Origin of the sequence: Lonsdalea britannica, assembly GCF_003515985.1 — a bacterium.
Taxonomy (GTDB): Bacteria; Pseudomonadota; Gammaproteobacteria; order Enterobacterales; family Enterobacteriaceae; genus Lonsdalea; species Lonsdalea britannica.
On sequence record NZ_CP023009.1, the window covers coordinates 1,821,170 to 1,844,921 of the forward strand.

Here is a 23,752-nt window from a genome sequence, read left to right on the forward strand (position 1 = left end):
AAAGGGATTTAAAAATAGTGACCAACATCACATTTCATTGAATACAAAGATGATTTTTTTACTCCTGTAATTAAAAAGCTACATTGCCTAACAATCATTGATTTAAACTATTCTTAATAAGAATTTGATCGGCGTATGCGATCAAATGGGGTAAAGATCGCGCCTATTTGGCCGATTAGATTTAAAGGAATTGAGGTATAGTGCCGCAGTCTTGACTTATGAACGGATCGAGTTAACGGAATGTGGTATATATTTGGTTCGTCGGGTAGGGGCTTATAGAAAAGGCTTCATCGATGATCAAGATAGCTATATTCAATTCGCTTTAGTAATAAACATATGAGTATTCTTTTAAGGAATAGCTCAGAAACAATTTGTTAATTCATTATAAATAAGCACAAAGAATCAATGAATGAATGGTAGAACTCGCTCTACATAATTCAGAGGCTTGATGCTATTTTTGGCACGGTTTGTTTTTTCATCTGTCGGAAAGTTTTCTGACGGGTTGAGGATTGCCATCATCAGGGTGACCATCTCTGTCTGGCCGAACTGATGCCTGGCTTTATCATTTTCTATACAGCTTGATATCGAGCAGAGGAAACAATGAGTCTGATATTTGGGCGGAATGACATCATCGGCATATTGAGTACACCGATCCATAATGACCGCCGGGCGGTCGCTATCATTGACGAAAAATGCAAGGTTCTCTGCGCCAATGCTGCATTTAACGCCCATTTTGGCCTGCGTCCGAATGCCAGCAATCCGGCGTCGATTGACGAAATACTGCCTATCAACGTGCAGTTTGCCTTCCAGGACTTCATCGCCGATAAGCATATGCTGAGCACGCATGTCAGCTGTGACCTGCTTGCGGACGGCTTTATGAAAAAGCCGATCAGCACGCTGACCTTCTCCAAGCTAAATGTGGAAAGCCGTGTGTTGTCGTTGATCATCCTTAATCATGGCGGTGTGTTCTTGAAGCCGGGTCTGGCTTCCTGACTCAGACTCCTCGTGGCATTTCTCGTGGGAACGACAGATATACGTTTTGTATCGCTGTCGTCCGCCCGTTGGGAAATTTATACCTACGTTTTATGAAAATTTTATTTCTAATTAGAGAACTTAATAAGTAAGTAGAGGGAGTTGACCACGCTGCCTTTAGACATTTCTATGCCATATCTCATAAATAATATTTACTTATCTCTCATGTTCTTATTCGTTATCGTCTACGTCTAGAATAATACTTTCTGAGCTAACCCCTCTCGCCCCTCTATTATTCATTAAGTTAGCGAAGGCATATCCCTAATTATTGGGTCAAATGATTCCGGGAGATGCAATCCTGTTATTACAACGTGTAAAAATGAATTGATATTTTAATGAATTGATCGTTATTCCCTAGAGACTAATAACCCTAATATTACCAGTGATATTAATTATCGTAGTGGCTTAATAAGGCGGGTGACCGGTAAGGGTAAGATGATGGCGAGGAGAGCCAGCGCAGGCGTCTGCCGCATTGACAGCGTAGTCAGCCTCGATCGGACGTTAGGCAAGGAACGGCGGCAAATTGCCGCTGGTGTTTCTGAGGTAAAACGCTAAGAATAATTGCGGAAAAAGCATTTCATTGTCAGATCGTCGCTCTTTCTTGGGGGTTCTCTGTATCAGTGAACAGAGGAAGGCGATGCTTTTGACGCAGCATTACGGACACAGGACGCCATCATGCAGTTGTTGAATTTGAAACAAGCCCGCTTGTTAAGTTTTGTCTTTATCATGGGAGGATTGCTGCTGTTGATTCAGCTGCGTTTACTGGCTTGTTTTATCGCCGGTTTTCTGGTGTACGAAATCATCAACCTGCTGACCCCTCATTTTCAGAAGGTCATCAGCGGCAAGCGAGCCCGTTTGGCGGTTGTCGCGGTGATCAGCGCGCTGGTTGTTAGCTTGCTCAGCGTCACGTTTGCTGCGTTGGTGGGGTTGTTAATGCAGGAGATGAGGGACACCCGCGTGTTCAATGCGCGTATCGCGTACATTCTGGGTGATGTGCAATCCCAGATTATGACATTTTTGCCAGGTTACCTGCCGGTCAGCGTTGAAGAACTTCAGCAAGAGGTGATCCAGTGGCTACAACAGCACGTGGCGATTTTGCAGAACTTAGGGAAAAGCTTCCTGCACGGCTTCGTGACGATGCTGATAGGCATGATCCTGGGGGCGATCATCTCGTTGTATAACGTTGATCATCGTGTGGACAAGCCATTGCTTAAAATGGAGCTGCTTCATCGGATCGCACTCCTATCGGCGTCATTCCGCAATATCGTCTTCGCGCAGGTGAAAATCTCGCTGGTGAATACGATCCTTTCCGCCATCTTTATACTGGGTGTCCTGCCGGCCTTTGGGGTCCATCTGCCGTTTTCAAAAACGCTGGTCGTGCTGACGTTCGTTTTCGGCCTGCTGCCAGTGGTCGGAAATTTGATCTCTAATGCGATGGTGTTCATTTCCGCGCTTTCAATCTCGCTGCCGACGGCCTTGAGCGCTCTGCTATACCTGATGCTGATCCACAAGCTGGAATATTTCCTGAATGCGCAGATCGTCGGAACGCGGATCAAAGCTCATGCCTGGGAAATTTTGTTGGCGATGCTGGTGTTTGAAGCCGCTTTTGGTTTATCCGGCGTGATCGCCGCCCCTATCTATTACGCCTATCTGAAGAGTGAGCTGAAGCAGGCTGCGCTTATCTAACCATGCTTATCCTGAATACCGGCCATTCAATAAGGGATGGCCGCTTTGCGCACTTTCCTTCGTGCACAGTCTGTTGAGCCCGTACAGCGTTGGCTGTATCGAGTCAGTAGAACCTGAAAGGAGAGAAAGGGGTAACGCGAAGAACAGGGCGGCTGTGCGCCGCCCTGTGGTTGGTATTAAGACTGGCTTGGCTGCTCTGAAGGCGCCGTTGCCGTGTCGTTCTCTTCCGGTGTTGCTGTCGCATCCGGCGTAGTCGTTTCCGGTTGCACGTTTTCAGACTGCGGCTGCGCTTCCTGAGGATTGGCCTCTGGCGCGGCAGGCGTCGCGGCTTCCGGCGCGGCCTGCTGTACGGTCTGCGGCGCGACTGGCGCGGCGTTCTGTGGCTCAGCCGGTGAAACAGGATCGTTGGCCGGGCCGTTCACTTTAAGCGGGATGCCCAGGCGATCGTGAATCACCTGATTAACCGTGCTTTCGTTCACGCTGGCATCAGCCAGAATTTGGGTCACGGCAGGCGTCAGCGTTAGCGGAACCGGCGTGTCGGCATTGAATTCTTCCACGGTGCGTGACAGCGGGTGGTGAACTTCGAGGTAGCGCGAGCCGTCGGGTTCCGTCGTCGCTTTCACCGGTTCATTGATGAACTGCACGCGGGTGCCGACTGGCACATGATCGAACAGGTATTTGATGTCGTCGGCACGCAGACGTACGCAGCCGTGGCTGACGCGCAGGCCAATGCCGAAGTTGGCATTGGTACCATGAATGGCATACAGGCGCCCGATATACAGCGCATAGAGGCCCATCGGGTTATCCGGACCGGCCGGGTAGACGGCAGGCAGGGTCTCACCGCGTGCGGCATACTCAGCATGCATGGCGGCAGTCGGTGTCCATGTCGGACCATCTTTCTTACGCTGTACTGAGGTCACCCAGTTGATCGGAGTATCCTTACCTAACTCGCCGATGCCGATCGGCAGTACAACGACGGTATTGGTGCCTTTCGGGTAATAGTACAGACGCATCTCTGCGCTGTTGATAACAATCCCCTGACGCGGCGTATCCGGGAGGATCAGCTGCTGCGGGATCGTCATGTCGCTGCCGGGTTTGGGCAGGTAAACATCAATCCCCGGATTCGCTTCCATCATATTGCTCAGCCCCATCTGGAACTGGGCGGCGAAATGCTCAAGAGGCTGGGTGCTATCGCTGGGGATAGTAAAGTGAATGTTTTCACCCACCAACCGACTTTTACCGGTAGGCAGAGGATAGACTACGGCCAGAGCTGCCTGGCTAAAGCTGGCAGCAGCCAAAACGAACGTCAGAATCGCACGAATACTCATGTTGGGATCTTAATTGAGTGTGAAGCCATACCGGCGGAAATGGTTATTGGGGTCAATAGAGACCTGTGCGCATTATATGGGCAGATCGTCTTAATTGGGAAACAACATGTGTAACTAATCACATTTTTTGAAGCCCACAAGCGCGGCGGCTCGTTTTTGGCATGAAAAAGTGACCGAGATGTCTTCCTGACCGGGATGACGTTAGATGGGGGTGATGCGGTCGATAAGCCTGCCCGCCATAAAAAACGCCCTGCGCCGGAGTGTCGGCACAGGGCGTAGCGATTGCCTTACTAGCTGTTATTCCTGCGTATTTTTCTCGGCTTTGCCCGCCATCATATTCAGGAAGTCATAGCGTCGGCGCAGATCCAGCTCGGCTTCTTCATACAGCAGGGCCGTTTCTTCCGGCATCTGCGTATTCAGGCGGCGGAATCGTTGCTCTTTGAGCAGCGTATCGCTCAGGCTGGCGGAAGGCGGACGCGAGTCCGTCATCAGGGCCGGTTTGCCTTCCGCGGTGCGTCGCGGGTCAAAGCGATACAGCGGCCAGAAGCCGGTCGCCGTCAACTGACGCATCTGATCGTGGCTGAACGCCAGATCGTAGCCGTGCTCTTCACACGGGCTGTAGGCGATAATCAGTGACGGACCCGGCCATGCTTCAGCTTCCTGAATGGCTTTTATCGTCTGGTTGAGCTGAGCGCCCAGCGAGATCTGCGCGACATAGACGTGTCCGTACATCATGACGTTGATGCCGAGATCTTTACGCGCTTTACGCTTGCCGTTCTCGCCAAACTTGGTCACCGCGCCCAGCGGGGTCGCCTTGGACTGCTGGCCGCCAGTGTTGGAGTAGCACTGCGTATCCAACACCAGAACATTGACGTTTTCCGACAGGCTCATGACGTGGTCCAGACCGCCATAGCCGATGTCGTAAGCCCAGCCATCGCCGCCGATCAGCCAGATAGATTTCTCGACCAGATGATCGGCTTCTTCCGCCAGCTGACGGGCCTCATGACTTGTCAGTGTGGCCAACTGCTGGCGCAACTGCTCGATCTGCTGGCGACGGTCGTCGGTTTTAATATTTTCTTCCAGCAGAGACGCGACCAGTTCGGTGGATAACTGAGGCGCCAACTGGTTCAGCAGGCGCTGGGCGCGCTGGCGATGATGATCCACGCTCAGACGGAAGCCTAAACCGAACTCGGCGTTATCTTCGAATAGCGAGTTAGCCCAAGCCGGGCCGCGGCCGTTGGCATCGGTGGTCCACGGCGTCGTTGGCAGGTTACCGCCGTAAATCGACGAGCACCCCGTGGCATTGGCGACCAGCAGACGGTCGCCGTACAGCTGGGTCAGTATCTTGATATACGGCGTTTCACCGCAGCCGGAACAGGCGCCGGAGTATTCAAACAGCGGTGTAATCAGCTGCGACGTACGAATGTCGATGCGTTCCAGCTTGTTGCGGTCGATTTCCGGCAGCTTCAGGAAGAAGTCGTAATGCGTCTTCTCTTCCTCGACGTGCTCCAGACGCGGCTCCATGTTGATGGCCTTGATCTCAGGGTTCTGACGATCTTTGGCCGGGCACACTTCCACGCATAGATTACAGCCGGTGCAGTCTTCGGGCGCGACCTGCAAGACGTATTTCTGGCCGCGCATGTCGCGGGCCTTCACATCCAGCGATTGCAGGGACGCGGGCGCGCTCTCCATCTCTTCCGCCGGGACGACTTTGGCCCGGATGGCGGCATGTGGGCAGGCGGCGACGCAATGGTTGCACTGGGTACACAGGTCGGCTTTCCACAACGGAATTTCTTCCGCGATGTTGCGTTTTTCCCAACGGGTGGTGCCCGTTGGCCAGGTGCCGTCCGGCGGCAGCGCGGAAACGGGCAGGGTGTCGCCCAGTCCGGCCAGCATGGCGGCGGTCACGGTTTTGACGAAGTCGGGCGCGGCGTCGGAGACGACCGGCGGGCGCTGCGGGCTGCTCGGGTTGACCGGCTCCAGCGGCACGGCCGCCAGCGCTTCCAGCGTGGCGTCCAGCGCGCGCCAGTTACGTTCGACCAGTTCCACGCCTTTGCTGCCGTAGCTGTTGTTGATGGCGGTGCGCAGTTTTTCTCGCGCATCTTCGCCCGGCAAAATCTGCGACAGGTGGAAGAAGGCCATCTGCATGACGGTATTGATGCGCGCGCCCAGTTGGCAATCACGTGCGATCTTGGCCGCGTTGATGCAGTAGACGCGCGCCTGACGCTGATTCAGCCCCGCCTGCACTTCCTGCGGCAGGCGATGCCACAGGTCTTCGCTGCTGTAAGGCGTGTTAATCAGGAAAATTCCGCCCGGTTTCAGACGTTCGACCATGCTGTATTTATCAATGAACTGCCACTGGTGGCAGGCCACGAAGTCGGCCTGTTCGATCAAGTACGCGGAATTAATCGGCGTCGGGCCGACGCGCATGTGCGATACGGTCAGGCTGCCGGCTTTCTTCGAGTCATACACGAAGTAGCCTTGCACGAACATCGGCGTGGAATTACCGACGATTTTGATGGAGTTCTTGGTGGCCGACACGGTGCCGTCGCTGCCCAGACCATAGAACAACGCTTCGTGCGACGCTTGCGTCGGCATCGGCAGGTCGGACAGCGGCAGTGACAGATTCGTCACGTCGTCGTAGATACCCACCGTGAAGCGCGGGCGCGGGTTGGCGAGCGCTAACTCTTTAAATATGGCTTCGACGCACTGCGGCGTAAATTCTTTAGATGACAGGCCGTAGCGGCCGCCGATCACGCGAGGCATGAGTGGGCGCTCACCTCGTGAGAAAGCCTCGGCGACGGCGGTCATGACATCCAGATACAGCGGCTCGGCCAGCGCGCCCGGCTCTTTGGTTCGGTCCAGTACGGCAATGTTCTGAGCGGTCTGCGGGATCACGTCCAGCAGGTGCTGGGCGGAGAACGGGCGGTACAGACGGACTTTCACCACACCAACTTTTTCGCCACGGGTGAGCAGCGTATCAATGACTTCTTCGCTGGTGCCGACGCCGGAGCCCATCAGGATGATGATGCGGGTCGCTTCCGGGTGTCCGTAGTACTCAAACGGATGGTACTGACGACCGGTTGCGGCGGCGAAGTCATCCATCGCCTGCTCAACATGCTGATAGGCATCGTTGTACCAGGTATTGGTCGCTTCACGCGCCTGGAAGAAGGTATCCGGATTGGACGCCGTTCCGCGAATGACCGGACGCTCTGGTGTGAGCGCTCGCTCACGATGCTCATCAATCGACTTCTGCGGCAGCAGTCGCAGGATCTGTTCGTCGCTCAGCGGTTCAATCTTGTTGATTTCGTGAGAGGTCCGGAAACCATCAAAGAAATGAATAAAAGGCAAGCGGCTGTTCAGACTGGCCATCTGAGAAATCAGCGCAAAGTCCTGCGCTTCCTGAACGTTGCTGGCGCACAGCATGGCACAGCCGGTTTGGCGTACGGCCATCACATCGGAATGGTCGCAGAAAATGGACAGCGCATGGGTTGCAACCGTTCGGGCGGCAACGTGCAGGACGAAGGGGGTCAACTGACCGGCCAGTTTGTACAGCGTCGGGATCATCAACAACAGTCCCTGCGACGATGTGAAAGAGGTCGCCAGGGCCCCGGTTTGCAGTGCGCCGTGCACGGTCGCGATGGCGCCGGCTTCCGACTGCATTTCCATCACGCGCGGCGTGTCTCCCCACAGGTTGCGGCGGCTTTCGCTGGACCAGGCTGCTGCCTGCTCCGCCATGGTCGAACTGGGCGTAATGGGGTAAATGGCGATAACTTCATTAGCTCGCCAGGCCACGGATGCGACTGCGTTATTACCGTCGGTGGTGATCATGACTTAACCTTCAATTGCTGAGCGAATTACCTTGTGGGGCGGGTTTTATCACCGCGAAGACTGATCGTTATACAGCCGTTTGCGCGCGGAGTTGTCTTAAAAATCTGTTCAATTCCAACTGCAGACAGTATGTAGCAATATTGTTACAGCAAGACGAACCATTTTTGGATCATAACAGGTCCGGCGAAAACGTTCATCCTTGCGACGAATACGGGAACTGTTTTTTCCTGTGTCGCCACTGAATCCTTACTGTCCCGTTCATTTCTGTGGGGAGCGCGCGTAAGGTAGACATTATGACAAAAGAAAAGCCGCCACAGCCGTTCATCGATACACCGCGTCTGGCGCTTCGACCGCTGCGGGATGCCGATGCTGAAACGTTGTTCATACTGCTGGAAAGTGATCCGTGCATCGCCGCTATGGCCGTGCATATACCTTATCCTTGCCCCCAGTCACTCATAAGATCGTGGATTGCATCTCTGGACGATAACTGGCAAAGCGGAAAAAGCATAACGTTTGCCCTATGTCTGCGACCAGAAGGACAGGTCATAGGCGCGATTTCGCTGTCGGCGCTGGATAGCGCTTACCCGGAGGTCGGTTATTGGCTGGGGACGGAATATTGGGGATACGGCTACAGCACGGAAGCCTGTCTGGCGATATGTCAGTTCGCGTTTGGGCAACTTGGCCTAGACCGATTATATGGCTGTCATAAAGACGGTAATACCGCCTCTGGCAAGGTGCTGCTGAAAAGCGGATTTGAGCTGTTGGGCAGTCAGCATCTGTATATCGCCGAGTTACAACAATATGAATCGGTGGCTTTTTACCTGAGGAGCGCGACCAGCGACGAAGAGAGGACCCAAGATGATGCGCTTGCGGGATAAGCGTCGTGATGATGGCATTGGGGGCTCGAATGCTGAGTCCAGATGAGGGGGAACGGAGATTGTTTGCGCGATATCGCCAGGAACGAGAAGGTGAATCGGGCAAGATGAGTTATCAACTTGCCCGATGTCGATGAGCGTCAGTCGCGGACTGAGCTTTGTAGTGCGTTGTCTTGTGAATAGCGCTCCAGCGCCAGTTCGATGAGCTGAGTTATCAGTGCGGTATAGCCAATACCGCTCGCCTGCCACAGCTTGGGATACATGCTGATATTGGTGAAACCGGGCAGCGTGTTGACTTCGTTGATGATGATCTCGTCATCCTGCGTCAGGAATACATCGACCCGGGCCATTCCCTGACACTCCAGCGTCTGGAAAGCGCGCAGCGCCACGGCCCGAATACGTTCGTCGGTCACTTCCGGCAGCGGGGCCGGGATAGCGACGCCTGCGCCGTCTTCATCGATGTACTTGGTATCGTAAGAGTAGAACTCGTCGTGCAGGACGATTTCGCCGCACACGCTGGCCTGCGGAAAATCGTTGCCCAGGACGGCGCATTCAATTTCACGGCCAACGATCGCGGACTCCACCAGCACCTTATGGTCATAGCTGAACGCCAGATCGACCGCGCGTCGGAATGACGCTTCGTCTTTAACTTTGCTAACGCCGACGGAAGAGCCCTGATTGGCCGGTTTGATAAACAGCGGCAGGCCGAGTTTAGCCGTGATGGTGGTGAAGTCGAAACGGCGACGATTTGCGCGGGTGAGCGTCACAAAGGGGGCGACCAGCAGTCCGGCATCTCGCAGCAGTCGCTTGGTCACATCTTTATCCATGCTGACCGCCGAGCCCAGAACGCTGCTGCCGACGAACGGGATATTGGCCATTCGGAGCAGTCCTTGCAGAGAACCATCTTCACCTAATGTGCCGTGAACGATCGGGAAGATCACATCGATCTGGGACAGGGCGTCCGCACTTTTCGTATCGATTAACTGGTGGTTGGCCTGACCAGGGATCAAGGCGACATGCTGACTTGAACGGTTAAGAGCTATCTTCGCCGGATTGTCTGCATTCAATAGATAGTTGGAGGCATCATTAATATGCCATTCGCCCTGCTTGTCGATACCCAGCAGAACGACGTCGAATTTATCCTTATCAATGGCTTCCACGATGTTTTTGGCGGATTGCAGCGACACTTCGTGTTCTGCCGATTTACCACCGAACACCACGCCAACTCGAATCTTAGTCATATCACTCTTTCCGTTATGCGAGGTCTTTGCCCCAGCCTTGATCGATGCTTCTCACTAAAACAGCCAACGTCACTGGGCGCAAGGGAATCATTCCGGGAAATCCGATTTTACGTTGCAAGCGAAGAAACTATCGCCTAAGCGCCTAAGTCCCCGCCAGTCGATTCAACATCTCAGGCGGGCAGATAACGTAGTCAGAGTTGGCTTCTGCGGGCGATTTTCACTTCCTCGCCCAACTGCCAGACCACCATGGCGTAATGGGTGCTGTGGTTGTAGCGGGTGATGGTGTAGAAGTTGGGTTGTCCGTACCAGTACTGGTAGCGATTCCCCATATCCAGACGCAGCAGACTCACTTCCTTGCTGCCGGTTAGTGGTTCGAGCGGCGACAGGCCTGCGGCGGACAGCGTATTCACGGAGTAGCGGGTATTGAATCCGGTATCCAGACTCAACGCCTGACCGTTGGCGGCTACGGCCACCTGACCATTGCGAACCCAACCGTGAGCTTTGAAATAGTTGGCGACACTCCCGATGGCGTCGACGGGATCCCACAGGTTGGGTATGCCATCGCCATTAAAGTCCACGGCATAGCTCTTAAAGGCGGAAGGCATGAATTGCCCATATCCCATCGCACCGGCGTAAGAACCGCGCAGCGTCAGCGGATCAAACCCGTCTTCCCGCGCCATCAACAGAAATTGTTCCAGTTCGCCTTTGAAATAGGCGGCGCGGCGCGGGTAGGCGAAGGAGAGGGTGGCTAACGCATCCAAAATACGGGTTTTCCCCATGATGCGGCCCCAGCGGGTTTCCACGCCAATAATCCCGACGATGATTTCCGGCGGCACGCCATAGATCTGCCACGCCCGGTTCAGGGCGTCTTCATATTGGTTCCAGAACATCACGCCATTTTGCACATTGTCGGGCGTGATGAATTTCTTACGATAACGCAGCCAGGCGCCGTTAGGGATGTTGGACGGAATCGCGGTGGTCGGTGAGGGGGCCTGGCGATCCATCAGTTGGATCACGCTGTCCAGCCGTTGCGCTTGCCCCAGCACGCGGTGCAGATTTTCACGCTCGAACCCATACTCATTCACCATATGATCGATGAAGCGATCGACGTCCGGATTATGAGCGAAATCTCCGTTTAAAAAGCCGGTTGAGGGGGAATTAAAAAAACCGCCAGACGGCTTAATCGTTGTGTCCGAAGGCAGGGAAGAGGCCGGCTTGCTGCTACAGGCTTGCAGCAACACGATAAGGGGCAATAAAGCAACCAGACGACGCATCGGAAATCCATAAAATTTGGGAAAGTTGGATGTTGGAATGTTAGCTCATCACGCTGAAAAACGGTTAGTTAAATGCGAATAGTTCAGTGAATTATTCAGGCGGTGGTTTTCTCTGGTTGCTCTCGCAATAACTTTTAGGGATGTGTTGGTGGTGGATTGGGGGAAAGGGGAGGATGTTTGTTTTGGGCCACATTTGGTCGGATTTTTGCGCAGAGGGTGTGACCTAAGAAGGTACCTGACGTTGTGAAAGTTACAGGATTGCACTATGTCCATCAGACGCAAAAAAGCCCGGAGGACTTGCGCCGTGCTGGCTTTTCGTACTTCATCGGCCTTATCTGGTAATAACCGATGTCTAAATTGGGCTGGGGGGAGTTGAATTTGTGTTGTAATTCATTGATTTTAAATAATTAAATTTTATTTAATTTTATATTGGTGCCTAATGAGGTGCCTAAGATTTTTTCATCATTTTGATGAGCGCAAATTAGCAAGTGTTTAGTTTCATGAGACAACTACAGGCGAGTTAGAAAAATAATTTCTTTCTTCATATGGTCGATAACTATCAACTTTGTTGACAGTTATCGCTGGTTAAAGGAATTACTCTTCCATCTGATAACCTGAATGAAGTACATGCCAAGCTAAGGAAATTAGCTTCTAGGATTGACGTGTTACAGCTGACCTCGTTCGAAAAAATATCCTGCGCTGGGCTATTGTGGAAATGTGATTCCTTCTTGCTGTTGGATAAGGTAATTAATCTTCGAATAAACTGTATTAACAGTAATGATCATTACATAGAAGTAAATATTATAGTAGACGGCATATTTACGAAAATGAAAAACTTTCCACTATATGTTACCTATTAACATGTTAGTATAAAGTGTTGGGGCTCAAGGCTGTATGAAAAAACATAGTAAAATTCTAGGGAGTCGCTGTTATGTATAATTTGTTGAATAATTAATTTTCTAAATTTTTGCTGAAAGGTAATTAATGGCAACGCCATAGTATTCCTTTAATTTCCCATCAGTGTCAACTTCTAGATAAACGGCAATGAGCTTTTTGATTTCTGATTTTGTTCTTTTACCTTTTTTGGCGTTGAGCTCCTTACGTATGGAGTCGATAAGAAGGGTACGGTTACGGACAAGTCTATCTGAGTTTAGATTAAGCACTTTGACTAATTGAATATTAAATTCGCTATCAGTTGAATAAATTTTACCATCCCCATGAAATTTTATAAGATCATTCACATGATGATTCGGTTCGGATGGGTTGAATTTTATACAGTCACTACCTTTGCGAGTATCGCAAGTCTGTAGATTTTTTGGCTTGCCTTCATTACCCATACAACATCCAAGCATATTTTTGTATGATAATTCAAGTTCTGGATGATCGTGCTGGCATGCCCAATGCTCAATCTTCATTGAGTCAGTTGATATTCTTTTCATGCAATATGCACATAGATAGCCCTGTTCTGCTAGTAGGTAGGTCCTAATTTCCACTTTAATTGGGGTAAAATTAGGCCCATCATATTCCCGGTTTTTCACTCGATATTGTGCAAGAGAGCGTGGCTCATGACTTTTTTCAATCGCTCTCATTCTTTATCCCAGCCATGAAGCTCAATATCAAATTTGGCATTCGCCAGTTCTGGGATTTCACCATGTAATTCCTTTTCCATTTCAGCAATCTTCCTGCTAGCACTTTCTAAGTCGCCTTTAGATATGAGAGAGAAAATTTCGTCAATACCATTCTGGACCTCTGGGGAACGAACTAAAGTTTTATCTCCAGTTTTCATAATTTCATTGAGGACATCATTTGATGTCAGCCCGTAAGATTGATCTGGAGAAAAACAGTTAAAATTTCCACTTTCATCTTTCCCTAAAATAAAAATCTGATCATGTTTTATTTCACTGATAATTTGAGGTGAGTGAGTGGTAACTATGAACTGACAGTTTGGGAACGCTGTTTCCAGTTTTTTTATGATATTTCGTTGCCACTCTGGATGAAGATGTAAATCAATCTCATCGATTAAAACTATGCCAGAACACAATAATGGATTTTCAGAGTCAGGGTTTAGCGCTGCTAGCCGTCGAGTGATATCAAGTATTAGCGCAAGTAATGATTTTTCACCCTGTGATAGCTGCAATACATTGGTTTTTATTCCTTCTTTTTCAATTGAAAGGTGAAGGGTAGGTTTTAGCTCAACTTTTAGATTACTAAATCCGTCCATAAAAAAAGGAATTGTTTTATTTATAATTCTTTGAGTTTTTGCTGCATAGCTTATTTCTTCTGGTTCCGATTGTGGTTTCATTTTTGAAAGTAACTTATTAAGCACTTTCTTTGCTTGAGGATCTGAATCAGCAAGTTCTTCCAGCATTGAAATAAATTTCAAATCTGTCTGTGGAACATTCTGATTCTCGTGTTTGACCAGATCATCAAGTCGCTTATACCAACGGAAAAAAGCTTTGAAGTCAGCTTTACCAGCTATTGAACCACTATAGCCATCGAAACGATTTTGGATTTCATTTGCAGTGGTCTCGTCAAATTCGACCATATCTTTAGAATTAATATCCATAGAGCGCATAACACCGTAGTATGCAAATAATGGAAGTTCAAATTTATCATCAGAATCACAGGATAACTTGTATAAATTACCCAGTTGTGTGAAGTCAGAGTAATAACTCTTCTTTTTCACAATACTGCCTTCTTCGACTTCGCATAGCTCTAAAGTAGGAGAATAATCTTTGTAAAGTGTCAGCTTGGTGATAATTGAGCTGTAACCATCATTATTCCCCATAGTGATATCTGATTTATCAATATCCCTACCTTTACCTCCGCTATTGACAATGCGTCTGATAAGCCAGCTTAAGCTATGTGAAATGGCGTCTAGTACGGTAGTTTTCCCCGCACCATTATTACCAATAAGCACTTGCGTGTGTTCATTATTAAATCTTATCGATAATCTTTCGGCTATTCTAAAATTAAGCAAAGATAATGATGCAATTCTAATTTTTTGATCTCGAAATTGGGATAGTACTAAATCCAAGTATTCTTGGGCTTTCTCTGAGTCTTTCTCTAGATATTTACCATTTAGATAAAAATTGTATAGCTGAAAAGCTGCATCTATGTCACCCTTGCGAGCTTTTGCCTCGATCTTATTGAATTTACTGTTTTTTAAATTTTCCATCTGCTTTCCTTAGTTTAATAAGTTTAGTAATGGTTTCAGCAGAGTACTTTCTTGCCAGTCTGAATCTGAAGTTTGGTTCAATGTATGAGGCAAAAGATAATAATCCTTGAAGGTAGTAAACCATATCAGGTTCAAGTAAACCCAATTTATATTTATGAACTAAAGAGGATATGAGCCTTTTACGCTCCCTTCCGACAGATAAAGTCCCTTCGTTAGTTAGTGTCACCCCTGTAATATGGCGATTATGAGCTTTGGAAGTGAATACTGTTTTTCGCTCATTCAAGGTGATCCTATTATTATAATGTTTGAAAAGAAAAGCTCTCACTTTGTCTGGTAGGGAAAATAATAAATTTTTATGGCTGGTAGAAAATGTCAGGTCGTCGGCATATCGTGAATATACTATTCCATTGTCTTTGCATAGCGTATTAAACTCCTCATCAAATAAATACATAATAATATTGGAGACAAGGGGTGAGCTAGGGGCTCCTATGCTTAATGCGAGCCTACCATCCTGCGTTTTAGATTTATTCCAGAAAAGAGCTTTGGTAAGTAGTCTCTCTTCGGCGGCACTGAGGGAATAGTTATTCCATTTACATGCTAAAAAAAAGAGGTCAGGCGTGATGCTGTTAAAGAAGTTAGAGAAATCCATTTTTAGTATATAAGGGTTGGCAGAATGCATATTGGCATTCTGCTTAATTCCTGTGCCCTTTCTATAAGCAATAGCACTTGTATGTATTTCAAATAGAGATTCTAGAATACTTATAATGTAATGTTGGAATTTCTTAAGCTCTCGTGATGGTTGGGCGATAATTCTTTCCCCAATGTCTCGTTTGGGTATAGTGTATACTTTGTATTTATTGGGGGCATTGGCAAGAAATCTATCTATCTGCCTACGACTACGTGGTTGAATTTCAATCAGTTTCGCATAAAGGTTAAGGCGCATGCAGAATCCTCAAGCAAATTCAAAAAAGCCAGTAAAACGTGGCAAACTGAACGCTCCAGTTTGCCACAACCCTTTACTAAAGGATGCGGTAGTCGTTCTTCGCATCCACGACTAGGGGAGTGGATGCGAAGAACGACTACCGCAACCACGAAACCCCACAATAAGTTAGAGTCTGGCTTAACGCCCGACTAGACGTAACCGTCTGAACGCTAAAGGGCTTGGTCAGTTTAACGTATAAGCTTGTGTGCATCAATCCTTCTCTTTATTCTAATAAATGACATGGTCTTACCCAGCAGTAGTAGGCACGTGACTGAGTGAGGAAATGAAATCTAGAATCTAGCTTAAAGCTGTGCCGGCTGTTCGTAGGTAAGATTAATTTTCCATATCGTTCGCAAATAGTAGTAGGCATCTTTGTTGAACAGCAGATAAACGTGGTAATGACATTTCCCCGATTGGGAATGTTTTTTTGCCCGTGTAAGTATTCTGGCAAACTGAACCGTTTACCTTTAGATATTTTCCCTACCAAGACATTCGTACCAATCCTGATCTAGGCCATCAGCCATAAACTCGCTCCACATACCGCCCACGCCCATCCCCGTGCCCTAAATCCATTGACACCAGCGCGCTGGCTTCCCGTTTACTGAATCCCTGCTGCCGATAATAGCGCATCGCATCTTGCGCCCATGCGTAACGCAGGCTGTGCGGGGAATATTGCCCCTTTAGTCCGGCCATAGCGGTTTGCGAGCGCCAGCGATTAATGGCGCTTTTCAGATCCGGTTTATCAATCAGCCGACCGTTGCGGGCAGCAGCAATCGTCAGCGCCTGATACACTGCCTGCGTTAACGCTTCCCGATCCAGAACCCGCGTTTGTCGGGGCCGTCCACCTTTGGTGCCGAATACCACCGTTAATTGCTCGTCACCTCGCTCCAGCGCTTTGGCCCATGTCTGGAGCGACTGCAAACACTGCACCGCTTCCTGTGATCGTAGGCCCATCATTCGAGCCAGTTGCAGCGTCAGCGCCAGCCCAGCGTCTTTCTGTTGCAGGGCTTTCAGCGCCGCCTGATAGCGCTCCGGCGTAATCGCTTGCCGCGTACCGTCCCGGCTGGCGCCACTCAGGCCTAACGTCTTATTGCTCAGCCGTTCCGCATCCGCCAGCTTGTCCCGCCCGGCGGTGCGCAGCATTACCCGCACTGCCGCCATTTCATTATGCAGCGTGCGCAGAGTAATTCCCTGCTCTAACCGTTCGGCGATATAGCATTCGATATGTTTTGCTTTCAGATGCTGTACCGTGCGGATCTGAATATTCAAAGACAGCAGGTGACTGGCAAGCCGCTCTGCAATTTTTAGTCGGTCATGTACCGTCTTATGGCTGCCGCCGGCCTGTCGGGCCAGCGTCTGCATTTCCAGACTTAATCGTGACATATGTTATCCCCCCATCCTCAATAACCTCTGTTCTCCGGCGCACGGCGATTTGCGACACGGATTTACCGTGCCGCACTGAACAATACCTGCGCGCCGGAGCGGCAGCGGTTGAGGTATGGCGGGGATATCGGTTATGCACTCGGTGCAGCCGCCTGCATCAGCAGGGTAATCCCCTCAGGCTAAAAGCCCGCCTCAGGTATCGGTTCAGTCCTCCTCTGATAAGTGGGTTGATGAGAATTGACGCAGAAAATGTGCGTCAGATGACAGGTCGCGCCGCAAAGCGCTATGGCGCGAGGGCTGGCGCAGAGATTGTTCGCGGCGTCACTTGCAACGGCTTTCCGCCGTATGAAGTGACGCCGCTGCCTCATGGATGCATTTACTGAGGCAGCAAAAGACCGCAGACGGCTGCGCCAGCAATAAAGGTTGTTGTACGCATCAGTGCGTATACAAAAAGCAGTTGCTTCACTAAGAGCAAAAAGGATGCAGCCCTAAGGCGTTGGGATAAGGTAGCTACTATCGCCGCAGCGATCACCCGCAAACTGGTAGCGGGGCGGGTTGGGAATCGACCACACAGGTTAGTCCTGCGCGTTGCCTTCAAGGTCGTGGCAACATGGGAGTGCTGCTTGCAGCAGCGGTATCGCACTGATAATTTACTGCGCCAAAATCCGTATATCAAGCGGCTAACGCGCTGCGCTTGTTGGCTCCTTACTGGATTTCTATTCCATAGAAATCCAGTAAGGAGCGTCTAAATCCACTACCAGGATGAAAAAAATTTTGTAAATTTTTAGTGGCTAATCCGAGGTTCCATCTCGGTATTGTTGATGCTGTCCGCTGTTATAACGCGAAGGCCAGATCTCTTCAGGGCGTTTATGCAAGGCTTCGGCGATTAAGCGTTCTCCTTTAGGCCAATGGCGCGTCAGTGTATTTGCCAAAGTGGAAGAGGCGAGTCCCGCGTCTCTGGAAACCGCAGCCAGCGTTGTGCCTTTCTTTTTTAAACCAGCGATGATATCTGCCGGATGCCAGTCTTGTTCAATCATACGAAGTCACCTAGGTTGATGCCCGTCAGAGGCGATGAAATTGTTTGTTCTGACTAAGGCATATTTTTAATTTCTTCCTTTTTAGCATCCGTTAAGTGACTTTATCTTAAGAGTTACTAAAGACGTGGGGTTGAGGATTTGTCCATTGACGATGAGCGAAAAATAACGCGTCTCCCGCCTCACACCATCACTTGCTTATGGTGTGAGGCGGGAGAGAAAACACGGCTTCATACAATCACCCAATTGCCTTAAGTCCCCGGATCCCGCCTTCCAGCACACTGCCGTTGTCCGCCGCTTTCACAAAGTCGGCCCACCATTGCATCATGGGGCGACGTTGTTCCAGATAATCGCTGCGATTATAGGCCCGGCGTACTTCATTTTTATCTACGTGGGCGAGGGCGGCTTCGATGACATCAGGCGGAAAGCCTTGCTCATTGAGCGTGGTACTGGCAATGGATCGCATGCCGTGTGATACCAGAATGCCGCCTAATCCGGCGCGTTTTAGCGCGGCGTTGACCGTCTGGCTATTCATTGGCTGTAACGGTTTAATGCGGCTGGGGAAAACATATTCCCGGTGGCTGCTTAAGGGTTTCATTAGCGCCAGAATCGCCAGCGCCTGTTCTGACAGCGGAACGATATGTACCCGCTTCATTTTCATGCGTTCGGCCGGAATGCGCCATTCTTTAGCGTCCAGATCGATCTCTTGCCAGCGCGTCTCAGCGGCTTCGACAGGGCGGGTGAGGGTGAGAAGCTGCCACATAAACAGACAGCGGGTCGGTAACTCGATATTTGCCAGCCGCATTGTTTGCATCAGTTGCGGTAGTTGATCCGGGCGGATGCTGGGCATGTGCTTTTTCTGCGGTTTCTCGAACGCCTTGCTGATATTGACGCTGGGAGCCGCATCGATCAGACCAACGTTCATGGCATAGACCATCACCTCGTTAATCCGCTGGCATAATCGTCTTACCGTTTCCAGCGCGCCTCTGGCCTGTACCGGCTGAATAGCCTGCACCAGCGTGCGCGCTTTGATATCCGTGATGCTGATATCGCCGATGGCGGGGAAGATATCCTTTTCGAGGGAGCGCCGGATATCGGAGGCATAGTCGGCGGTGACGCTGTTCCTTTTTAGCTGTAGCCAGCGTTCGGCAACGACCTTAAAGGTGTTGGATTGGGTTTCCAGCGCTTGCTTGCGCAATGAAAGCTGGTGTTCATAAGGGTCAATATCTTTTACCAGCAGGGCGCGGGCCGCTGTACGGCGTTGCCGGGCGTCGGCCAGAGTAACTTCGGGATAAGGCCCAAAAGTCAGTTTTGCGCGCTTTTTGGTTAAAGGCCGGTAGTAGCGCATCTGCCAGACTTTCCTGCCGCTGCTTTTGATGAGCAGTTGCAGACCGTCGCCGTCATGCAGTGTGTAATCCGCCTCCTGTGGTTTGGCGGCTTTGATCTCCGTATCGGTGAGGGGTTTTGTTAACCGTGCCATAGGTACCTCCATCATTTAGGTACCCGCTAGATGGGTACCTGCCTTTCGGGTACCTAAGAAGGTACCTAAAAGTTGTGGAAGCCACAAGATCGCCACAGCGCCCAATAGACGTAAAAAAGCCCGCAGGGCTTGTGCCATGCGGGCTTAGTGGACTTCTTTGGCGTTCTATAGAACAAAATTTGGTGGAGCTGGGGGGATTTGAACCCCCGTCCGGAATTACTCTACCGTCGGTACTACATGCTTAGTCTAATCTTTACATTCGCCGGTTAGCTGCGGACAGACACGCTACTAACAAACTAGCCTGATTAGATTTAGCGCTTCAACCCCAGGCAAGGCATCCACGCGATCTCTTTTAGGTTTGACCTCTCTTGATCCCCGTCCTAAGAGCGGAGGCTAGGGAGAGAGGGCTATACGCAGGGTATTAAGCTGCTACAGCGTAGTTTTCGTCGTTTGCGACTATTTTTTTGCGGCTTTTTACGAGGCCAACCGCCCCTCGGCATGCACCTTGGGCTTTGCAAATCCCGTCGAATCCAGAATCAGCCCCAAGAAACTTTCGCCAGTATACCAGAACTTACCGGACTAAAGCCACCGGCTTAGCGGTTTGCGTTCTTCATGATACGGGCTTTGTCTAATTTCCACTCGCGTTCTTTGATATCATCGCGCTTGTCGTGATCTCGTTTGCCTTTCGCGACGCCAATTTTGACTTTACTCCACGCATTTTTCCAATACATCGACAAGGCGACAACGGTATAACCCTCACGGCTGACTCGGCCGATGAGCGATTCTATCTCGCGTTTGTTGAGTAACAGTTTGCGCGTGCGAGTGGGGTCGCATACGACGTGTGAAGATGCAACGTTGAGCGGTGTAATGGTGGCGCCAAAGAGAAAGGCTTCGCCGTCTCTTAAGGTCACATAGCTGTCGCTGATATTGGCTTTGCCCGCTCGCAGAGATTTGACTTCCCAGCCTTGCAGTTCAAGGCCAGCCTCAAATTCTTCTTCGATGAAGTACTCATGGCGAGCACGCTTGTTTTGCGCAATGGTAGCGGAACCGGGTTTGTACGCTTTTTTCTTTTTCATAGTGCCGTCATTATACTGGATGTCTAAGGGAATGAAATCCCCGCCAAAGTGTAGAGTGACATTGTGTTCTGCCTTCGGGCAACTTTCCCAGCGTTTTTATCTGATGACCTAAAATGCTATTATTTTGCGCATTTTGTTACTTTTGGAAAATGGTATGCCCAAGATCAATCGCTCCGCGTTAGTCCCTTACAGCGCTGAGCAAATGTATAAGCTCGTCAATGATGTGCCGTCTTACCCTGCCTTCTTACCGGGCTGTACAGGAAGCCGAGTCTTATCGACCTCTTCGGAGGAAATGACCGCCGCGGTTGATGTTTCCAAAGCCGGTATTAGCAAAACCTTTACGACGCGGAATACGCTGACCGATAACCAGTCTATCTCAATGCGGCTGGTTGATGGCCCATTCCGGGAATTAAAGGGTGATTGGCGGTTTACTCCGCTAAGCGAAGAAGCCTGTAAAGTTGAGCTCGACTTGGATTTCGAATTCAAAAATGCGCTGATCGAATTGGCTTTTGGAAAAGTTTTTAAGGAGCTTGCGAACAACATGGTTCAGGCTTTCACTCAACGAGCCAAAGAGGTCTACAGTGCCTGAGATGCGAGTGGCAGTGGTTTATGCGTTACCGGAGCGTCAGTTTCTCCGTGCGCTAAAGCTCGAAGAGGGCAGTACTGTAGAGCAAGCGATTAAAGCGTCGGGGTTACTAACCTTGCGTCCGGAGATAGACCTCACTAGCAATAAAGTGGGTATTTTTAGTCGCGTCGCCAAGCTGGATGAAGCACTACAGGAGGGCGATCGCGTTGAAATCTATCGTCCGATAACTGCCGATCCCAAAGAATTACGCAGGCAAAGAGCAGAACATTCTAAAAGTAAACGATAGTCGACGTAACCCAATAAAATGACCGAGAAATTTGGCTGCCAGGTAAATCGTCATCGCGACGAAAACATCGACGGAGTTGGTTTTACTCGCTGTTGAGACTCCGAGAGACGCTAGCCACTACTCACCTTCAACTTTGTTTCCTGAGTCTTCCCGATATCGGCTGCGTTAGGTGCTTATCTGTGTCGGGCTCGTTTAGACTCATTCAAATACATGCTCATATCATACGATTTTCATCAACCGATCTAACCTGAAAAGCTTTTTCGCAAAAGGGAGCTTCTCAGGCTTTATTGGCTTCGATCCGATAGCCTTCAGACTATCCGACAACACAAACGAATTAGTTCAGCGCTGGCTTGTTATCGATGCTGGTGAGGATGCCCTGGCTGTCGAAATTCAGCGTCAGAGTTTGCTGTTTCACCGCTTCATGACCGGGCTGCTGACGGAATACATAGAACCAAGTATCGCTACCAAACGGATCCTGTAACATCGGTGTTCCCAGAGAATAAGCAACCTGTTGTTTTGTCATACCATTATGGATCTTGGCGACGTCTGCAGGAGCTAAGTAATTCCCCTGATTGATATCCGGACGATAAACCACCTTCTCCAGCGTGGAGCATCCGGCGGTCAACATGACAGCGACTACCGCAGCGATAACAGTTAGCGTTTTACAGCGCATAGTGAGTTCATTCCTTAAGGGCATAGGTTGCCGATGATAATAGACCTTGCCTGTCTTGAAAACCGGCAAGGCCCATGTAAGACCTCAGGAACCTGAAAAAGTTGAACGTTTTTATGCGGCAAGTAACTCTTTTGCATTCGCCAACGTATTCTTGGTCACGGCGCTTCCTCCGAGCAGGCGGGCTAGCTCTTGAAGGCGAGCGCGTTTGCCCAGAGGCTCCATCAACGTTTCCGTTTCTGAGCCGTCAGTCTGTTTGCTAACAAAGTAATGATGGTGCCCGCAACCGGCGACCTGCGGTAAATGGGTGACGCACATGACCTGAGTAGACTCACCCAGTTGGCGCAACATTTTCCCCACGATCGCGGCAGTCGGTCCACTAATCCCCACGTCCACTTCATCGAAGATAAGCGCCGGCGTATCCATTTTTCGCGCGGTGATAACCTGCAGAATTAACGCAATTCGTGACAGTTCGCCTCCTGATGCCACCTTCGCTAATTGTTGATGAGGCTGTCCGGGGTTCGTCGTGACACGAAACTCGATCTGGTCGGCCCCCGTCATATTGAGATGTTCCGCCGCAAAGATGACATGGATGGAGAAATGACCGTGCGGCATCGCCAGTTCGCGCATGTTCTCAGTAATTAACCGGGAGAGCGCCTCGGCATGTTGGCAACGACGGGTATGTAGCTGTTCAGCAGTATGCAGCGCCTGCTGGTAGTATTCATGTACCGCCTGACTCAGGGCCTCATGATCGCTTTCCTGCTGGTCCAACAGCTGTTGCTCATTCAGCAGTTGCTGATAAAACGTCGGTAGTTCTTCCGGCGCCACATGGTGTTTGCGGGACAGCGACAGTTGGCGCGATAGCCGTTGCTCCAGTTCATACAGACGAACAGGGTCAAGTTCCATGCGGTCACTGTAATGTCGCAGTTCGTCGCTGGCTTCGCTGATCTGGATGTGGGCTTCGTCGAGTAAGGACAGAATGCCTGACAGCGATTCATCCAGCCCAACCAGCTCGGTCAGCTTCTGGCGAGCGCTGTGCAACATGCCAAGCAGGTTTTGCTCTTCGCCTTCACTCAGGATATGCAGCGTCTGTTGACTCAGGGACTGCAATTGCCCGCTGTTGGCCAGACGTTTGTACTCAGCGTCGATCTGTTCGTATTCGCCAGCTTGAGGCGCAAACTCGTTCAACTCTTTCAACTGGTACTGCAGCAGTTCACGCCGAGCCTCCCGCTCAATTGCCGCCTGTTGGTGCTGCGCCAGCTCACGGCAGCTCTGGTGCCACTGACGGCAAGTTTCTCGCATCGCAGCCAGCAAGTGTGGTTCGTCCGCATAAGCGTCCAGCAGATACCGCTGATGTTCAGGTTTGAGCAGCAACTGATGGGCGTGCTGACCGTGCAGTTGAATCAGATGCTGACCCAGTTCACGGAGTTGGGAAAGCGGCACGGCAGTGCCATTGATGAACCCGCGGGAGCGCCCATCGGCCCCCACGACCCGGCGGAGAAGACATTCGTTGCTGTCATCTAACTGGTTATGCTCCAGCCATTCTCGTGCGGCAGGCGTATCAGCCAGTGAAAACCGCGCGCAGATGTCAGCGCGCGCCGCACCGGGGCGGACCATGCTGGCGTCAGCGCGATTCCCGAGGCATAAACCCAAAGCATCAATCGCAATGGATTTGCCTGCCCCGGTCTCTCCGGTAATGACGCTCATACCTGCCTGAAAATCAATCTCCAGTTCGCGTACGATAGCGAAGTTACTGATAGTGAGTTGAGCCAGCATGATGTTTTCCTGTATGTAAAAACAAGTGTTAATG

18 protein-coding genes, 1 other RNA gene and 1 pseudogene are annotated in these 23,752 nt (G+C 50.4%); 5 read left to right on the top strand and 15 right to left on the bottom strand.

Features of this window, described 5'->3' with window-relative positions; translation table 11 throughout:
- The first annotated feature begins 600 nt into the window (after positions 1-600).
- Positions 601-993 carry a transcriptional regulator gene (locus CKQ53_RS08470; protein WP_085651335.1) on the top strand — a complete coding sequence of 131 codons (393 nt, stop codon included), beginning with the start codon at positions 601-603 and terminating at the stop codon, positions 991-993.
- Between the two features lie 714 nt (positions 994-1,707).
- Positions 1,708-2,718 (top strand): AI-2E family transporter, encoded by a 1,011-nt coding sequence (locus CKQ53_RS08475; protein WP_085651336.1) that lies wholly within the window; start codon positions 1,708-1,710, stop codon positions 2,716-2,718.
- Between the two features lie 176 nt (positions 2,719-2,894).
- On the opposite strand, the gene CKQ53_RS08480 is transcribed toward CKQ53_RS08475, so the two are convergent.
- On the bottom strand, positions 2,895-4,046 hold the full coding sequence (locus CKQ53_RS08480; protein ID WP_085651337.1) for a L,D-transpeptidase family protein: 1,152 nt from the start codon (positions 4,044-4,046) through the stop codon (positions 2,895-2,897).
- A gap of 297 nt (positions 4,047-4,343) precedes the next feature.
- A complete protein-coding gene (gene nifJ, locus CKQ53_RS08485; protein WP_094117820.1) occupies positions 4,344-7,877 on the bottom strand; it encodes a pyruvate:ferredoxin (flavodoxin) oxidoreductase in 3,534 nt (1,177 codons plus the stop codon).
- 293 nt (positions 7,878-8,170) lie between these two features.
- On the opposite strand from nifJ, the gene CKQ53_RS08490 reads away from it, so the two are divergent.
- On the top strand, positions 8,171-8,755 hold the full coding sequence (locus CKQ53_RS08490; RefSeq protein WP_094117819.1) for a GNAT family N-acetyltransferase: 585 nt from the start codon (positions 8,171-8,173) through the stop codon (positions 8,753-8,755).
- 137 nt (positions 8,756-8,892) lie between these two features.
- Here CKQ53_RS08490 and ddlA read toward each other — a convergent pair whose 3' ends face one another.
- From ddlA to smpB, 11 genes and pseudogenes are all read right to left on the bottom strand, one after another.
- Positions 8,893-9,993 (bottom strand): D-alanine--D-alanine ligase, encoded by a 1,101-nt coding sequence (gene ddlA / locus CKQ53_RS08495; protein WP_118894885.1) that lies wholly within the window; start codon positions 9,991-9,993, stop codon positions 8,893-8,895.
- Positions 9,994-10,184: 191 nt separating this feature from the next.
- Positions 10,185-11,267: a lytic murein transglycosylase B gene (mltB, locus tag CKQ53_RS08500; protein ID WP_094117818.1), complete on the bottom strand. Its 1,083-nt coding sequence runs from the start codon at positions 11,265-11,267 to the stop codon at positions 10,185-10,187.
- Positions 11,268-12,226: 959 nt separating this feature from the next.
- Complete coding sequence (locus CKQ53_RS08505) at positions 12,227-12,856, bottom strand: retron system putative HNH endonuclease (protein WP_118894888.1); 630 nt, start codon at positions 12,854-12,856, stop codon at positions 12,227-12,229.
- Positions 12,853-14,445: an AAA family ATPase gene (locus tag CKQ53_RS08510; protein WP_094117816.1), complete on the bottom strand. Its 1,593-nt coding sequence runs from the start codon at positions 14,443-14,445 to the stop codon at positions 12,853-12,855. The genes CKQ53_RS08505 and CKQ53_RS08510 overlap by 4 nt, the downstream gene beginning before the upstream one ends.
- Entirely contained in the window at positions 14,423-15,388 is a 966-nt protein-coding gene (locus tag CKQ53_RS08515; RefSeq protein WP_094117815.1) for a retron St85 family RNA-directed DNA polymerase, read from the bottom strand. Before CKQ53_RS08515 ends, CKQ53_RS08510 begins: the two co-directional genes overlap by 23 nt.
- 392 nt (positions 15,389-15,780) lie before the next feature.
- Positions 15,781-15,858, bottom strand: a pseudogene (locus CKQ53_RS18710) (YagK/YfjJ domain-containing protein); the annotation flags it as partial.
- 85 nt (positions 15,859-15,943) lie between these two features.
- Entirely contained in the window at positions 15,944-16,810 is an 867-nt protein-coding gene (locus CKQ53_RS08525; RefSeq protein WP_094117814.1) for an integrase domain-containing protein, read from the bottom strand.
- 791 nt (positions 16,811-17,601) lie between these two features.
- Positions 17,602-17,847 (bottom strand): helix-turn-helix domain-containing protein, encoded by a 246-nt coding sequence (locus CKQ53_RS08530; RefSeq protein WP_118894890.1) that lies wholly within the window; start codon positions 17,845-17,847, stop codon positions 17,602-17,604.
- Between the two features lie 235 nt (positions 17,848-18,082).
- Positions 18,083-19,324 carry an integrase domain-containing protein gene (locus CKQ53_RS08535; protein ID WP_094117813.1) on the bottom strand — a complete coding sequence of 414 codons (1,242 nt, stop codon included), beginning with the start codon at positions 19,322-19,324 and terminating at the stop codon, positions 18,083-18,085.
- A gap of 180 nt (positions 19,325-19,504) precedes the next feature.
- Positions 19,505-19,868: a transfer-messenger RNA gene (ssrA, locus tag CKQ53_RS08540) on the bottom strand.
- A gap of 49 nt (positions 19,869-19,917) precedes the next feature.
- The gene (gene smpB / locus CKQ53_RS08545) at positions 19,918-20,400 is read right to left on the bottom strand and encodes an SsrA-binding protein SmpB (RefSeq protein ID WP_085652266.1); all 483 of its coding nucleotides are present in this window, start codon (positions 20,398-20,400) and stop codon (positions 19,918-19,920) included.
- A gap of 154 nt (positions 20,401-20,554) precedes the next feature.
- Here smpB and CKQ53_RS08550 point away from each other — a divergent pair, with 154 nt between their 5' ends.
- On the top strand, positions 20,555-20,989 hold the full coding sequence (locus CKQ53_RS08550) for a type II toxin-antitoxin system RatA family toxin (RefSeq protein ID WP_094117812.1): 435 nt from the start codon (positions 20,555-20,557) through the stop codon (positions 20,987-20,989).
- 1 nt (position 20,990) lies between these two features.
- Positions 20,991-21,272: an RnfH family protein gene (locus tag CKQ53_RS08555; RefSeq protein WP_409359748.1), complete on the top strand. Its 282-nt coding sequence runs from the start codon at positions 20,991-20,993 to the stop codon at positions 21,270-21,272.
- A 334-nt stretch (positions 21,273-21,606) separates the two neighbouring features.
- Here the strand turns inward: CKQ53_RS08555 and bamE are convergent, their stop codons facing one another.
- Positions 21,607-21,945 carry an outer membrane protein assembly factor BamE gene (gene bamE, locus CKQ53_RS08560; protein ID WP_085652263.1) on the bottom strand — a complete coding sequence of 113 codons (339 nt, stop codon included), beginning with the start codon at positions 21,943-21,945 and terminating at the stop codon, positions 21,607-21,609.
- 111 nt (positions 21,946-22,056) lie between these two features.
- Positions 22,057-23,718, bottom strand: coding sequence for a DNA repair protein RecN (recN, locus tag CKQ53_RS18400; RefSeq protein WP_094117810.1), 1,662 nt, complete (start codon positions 23,716-23,718; stop codon positions 22,057-22,059).
- Positions 23,719-23,752: the final 34 nt, after the last annotated feature.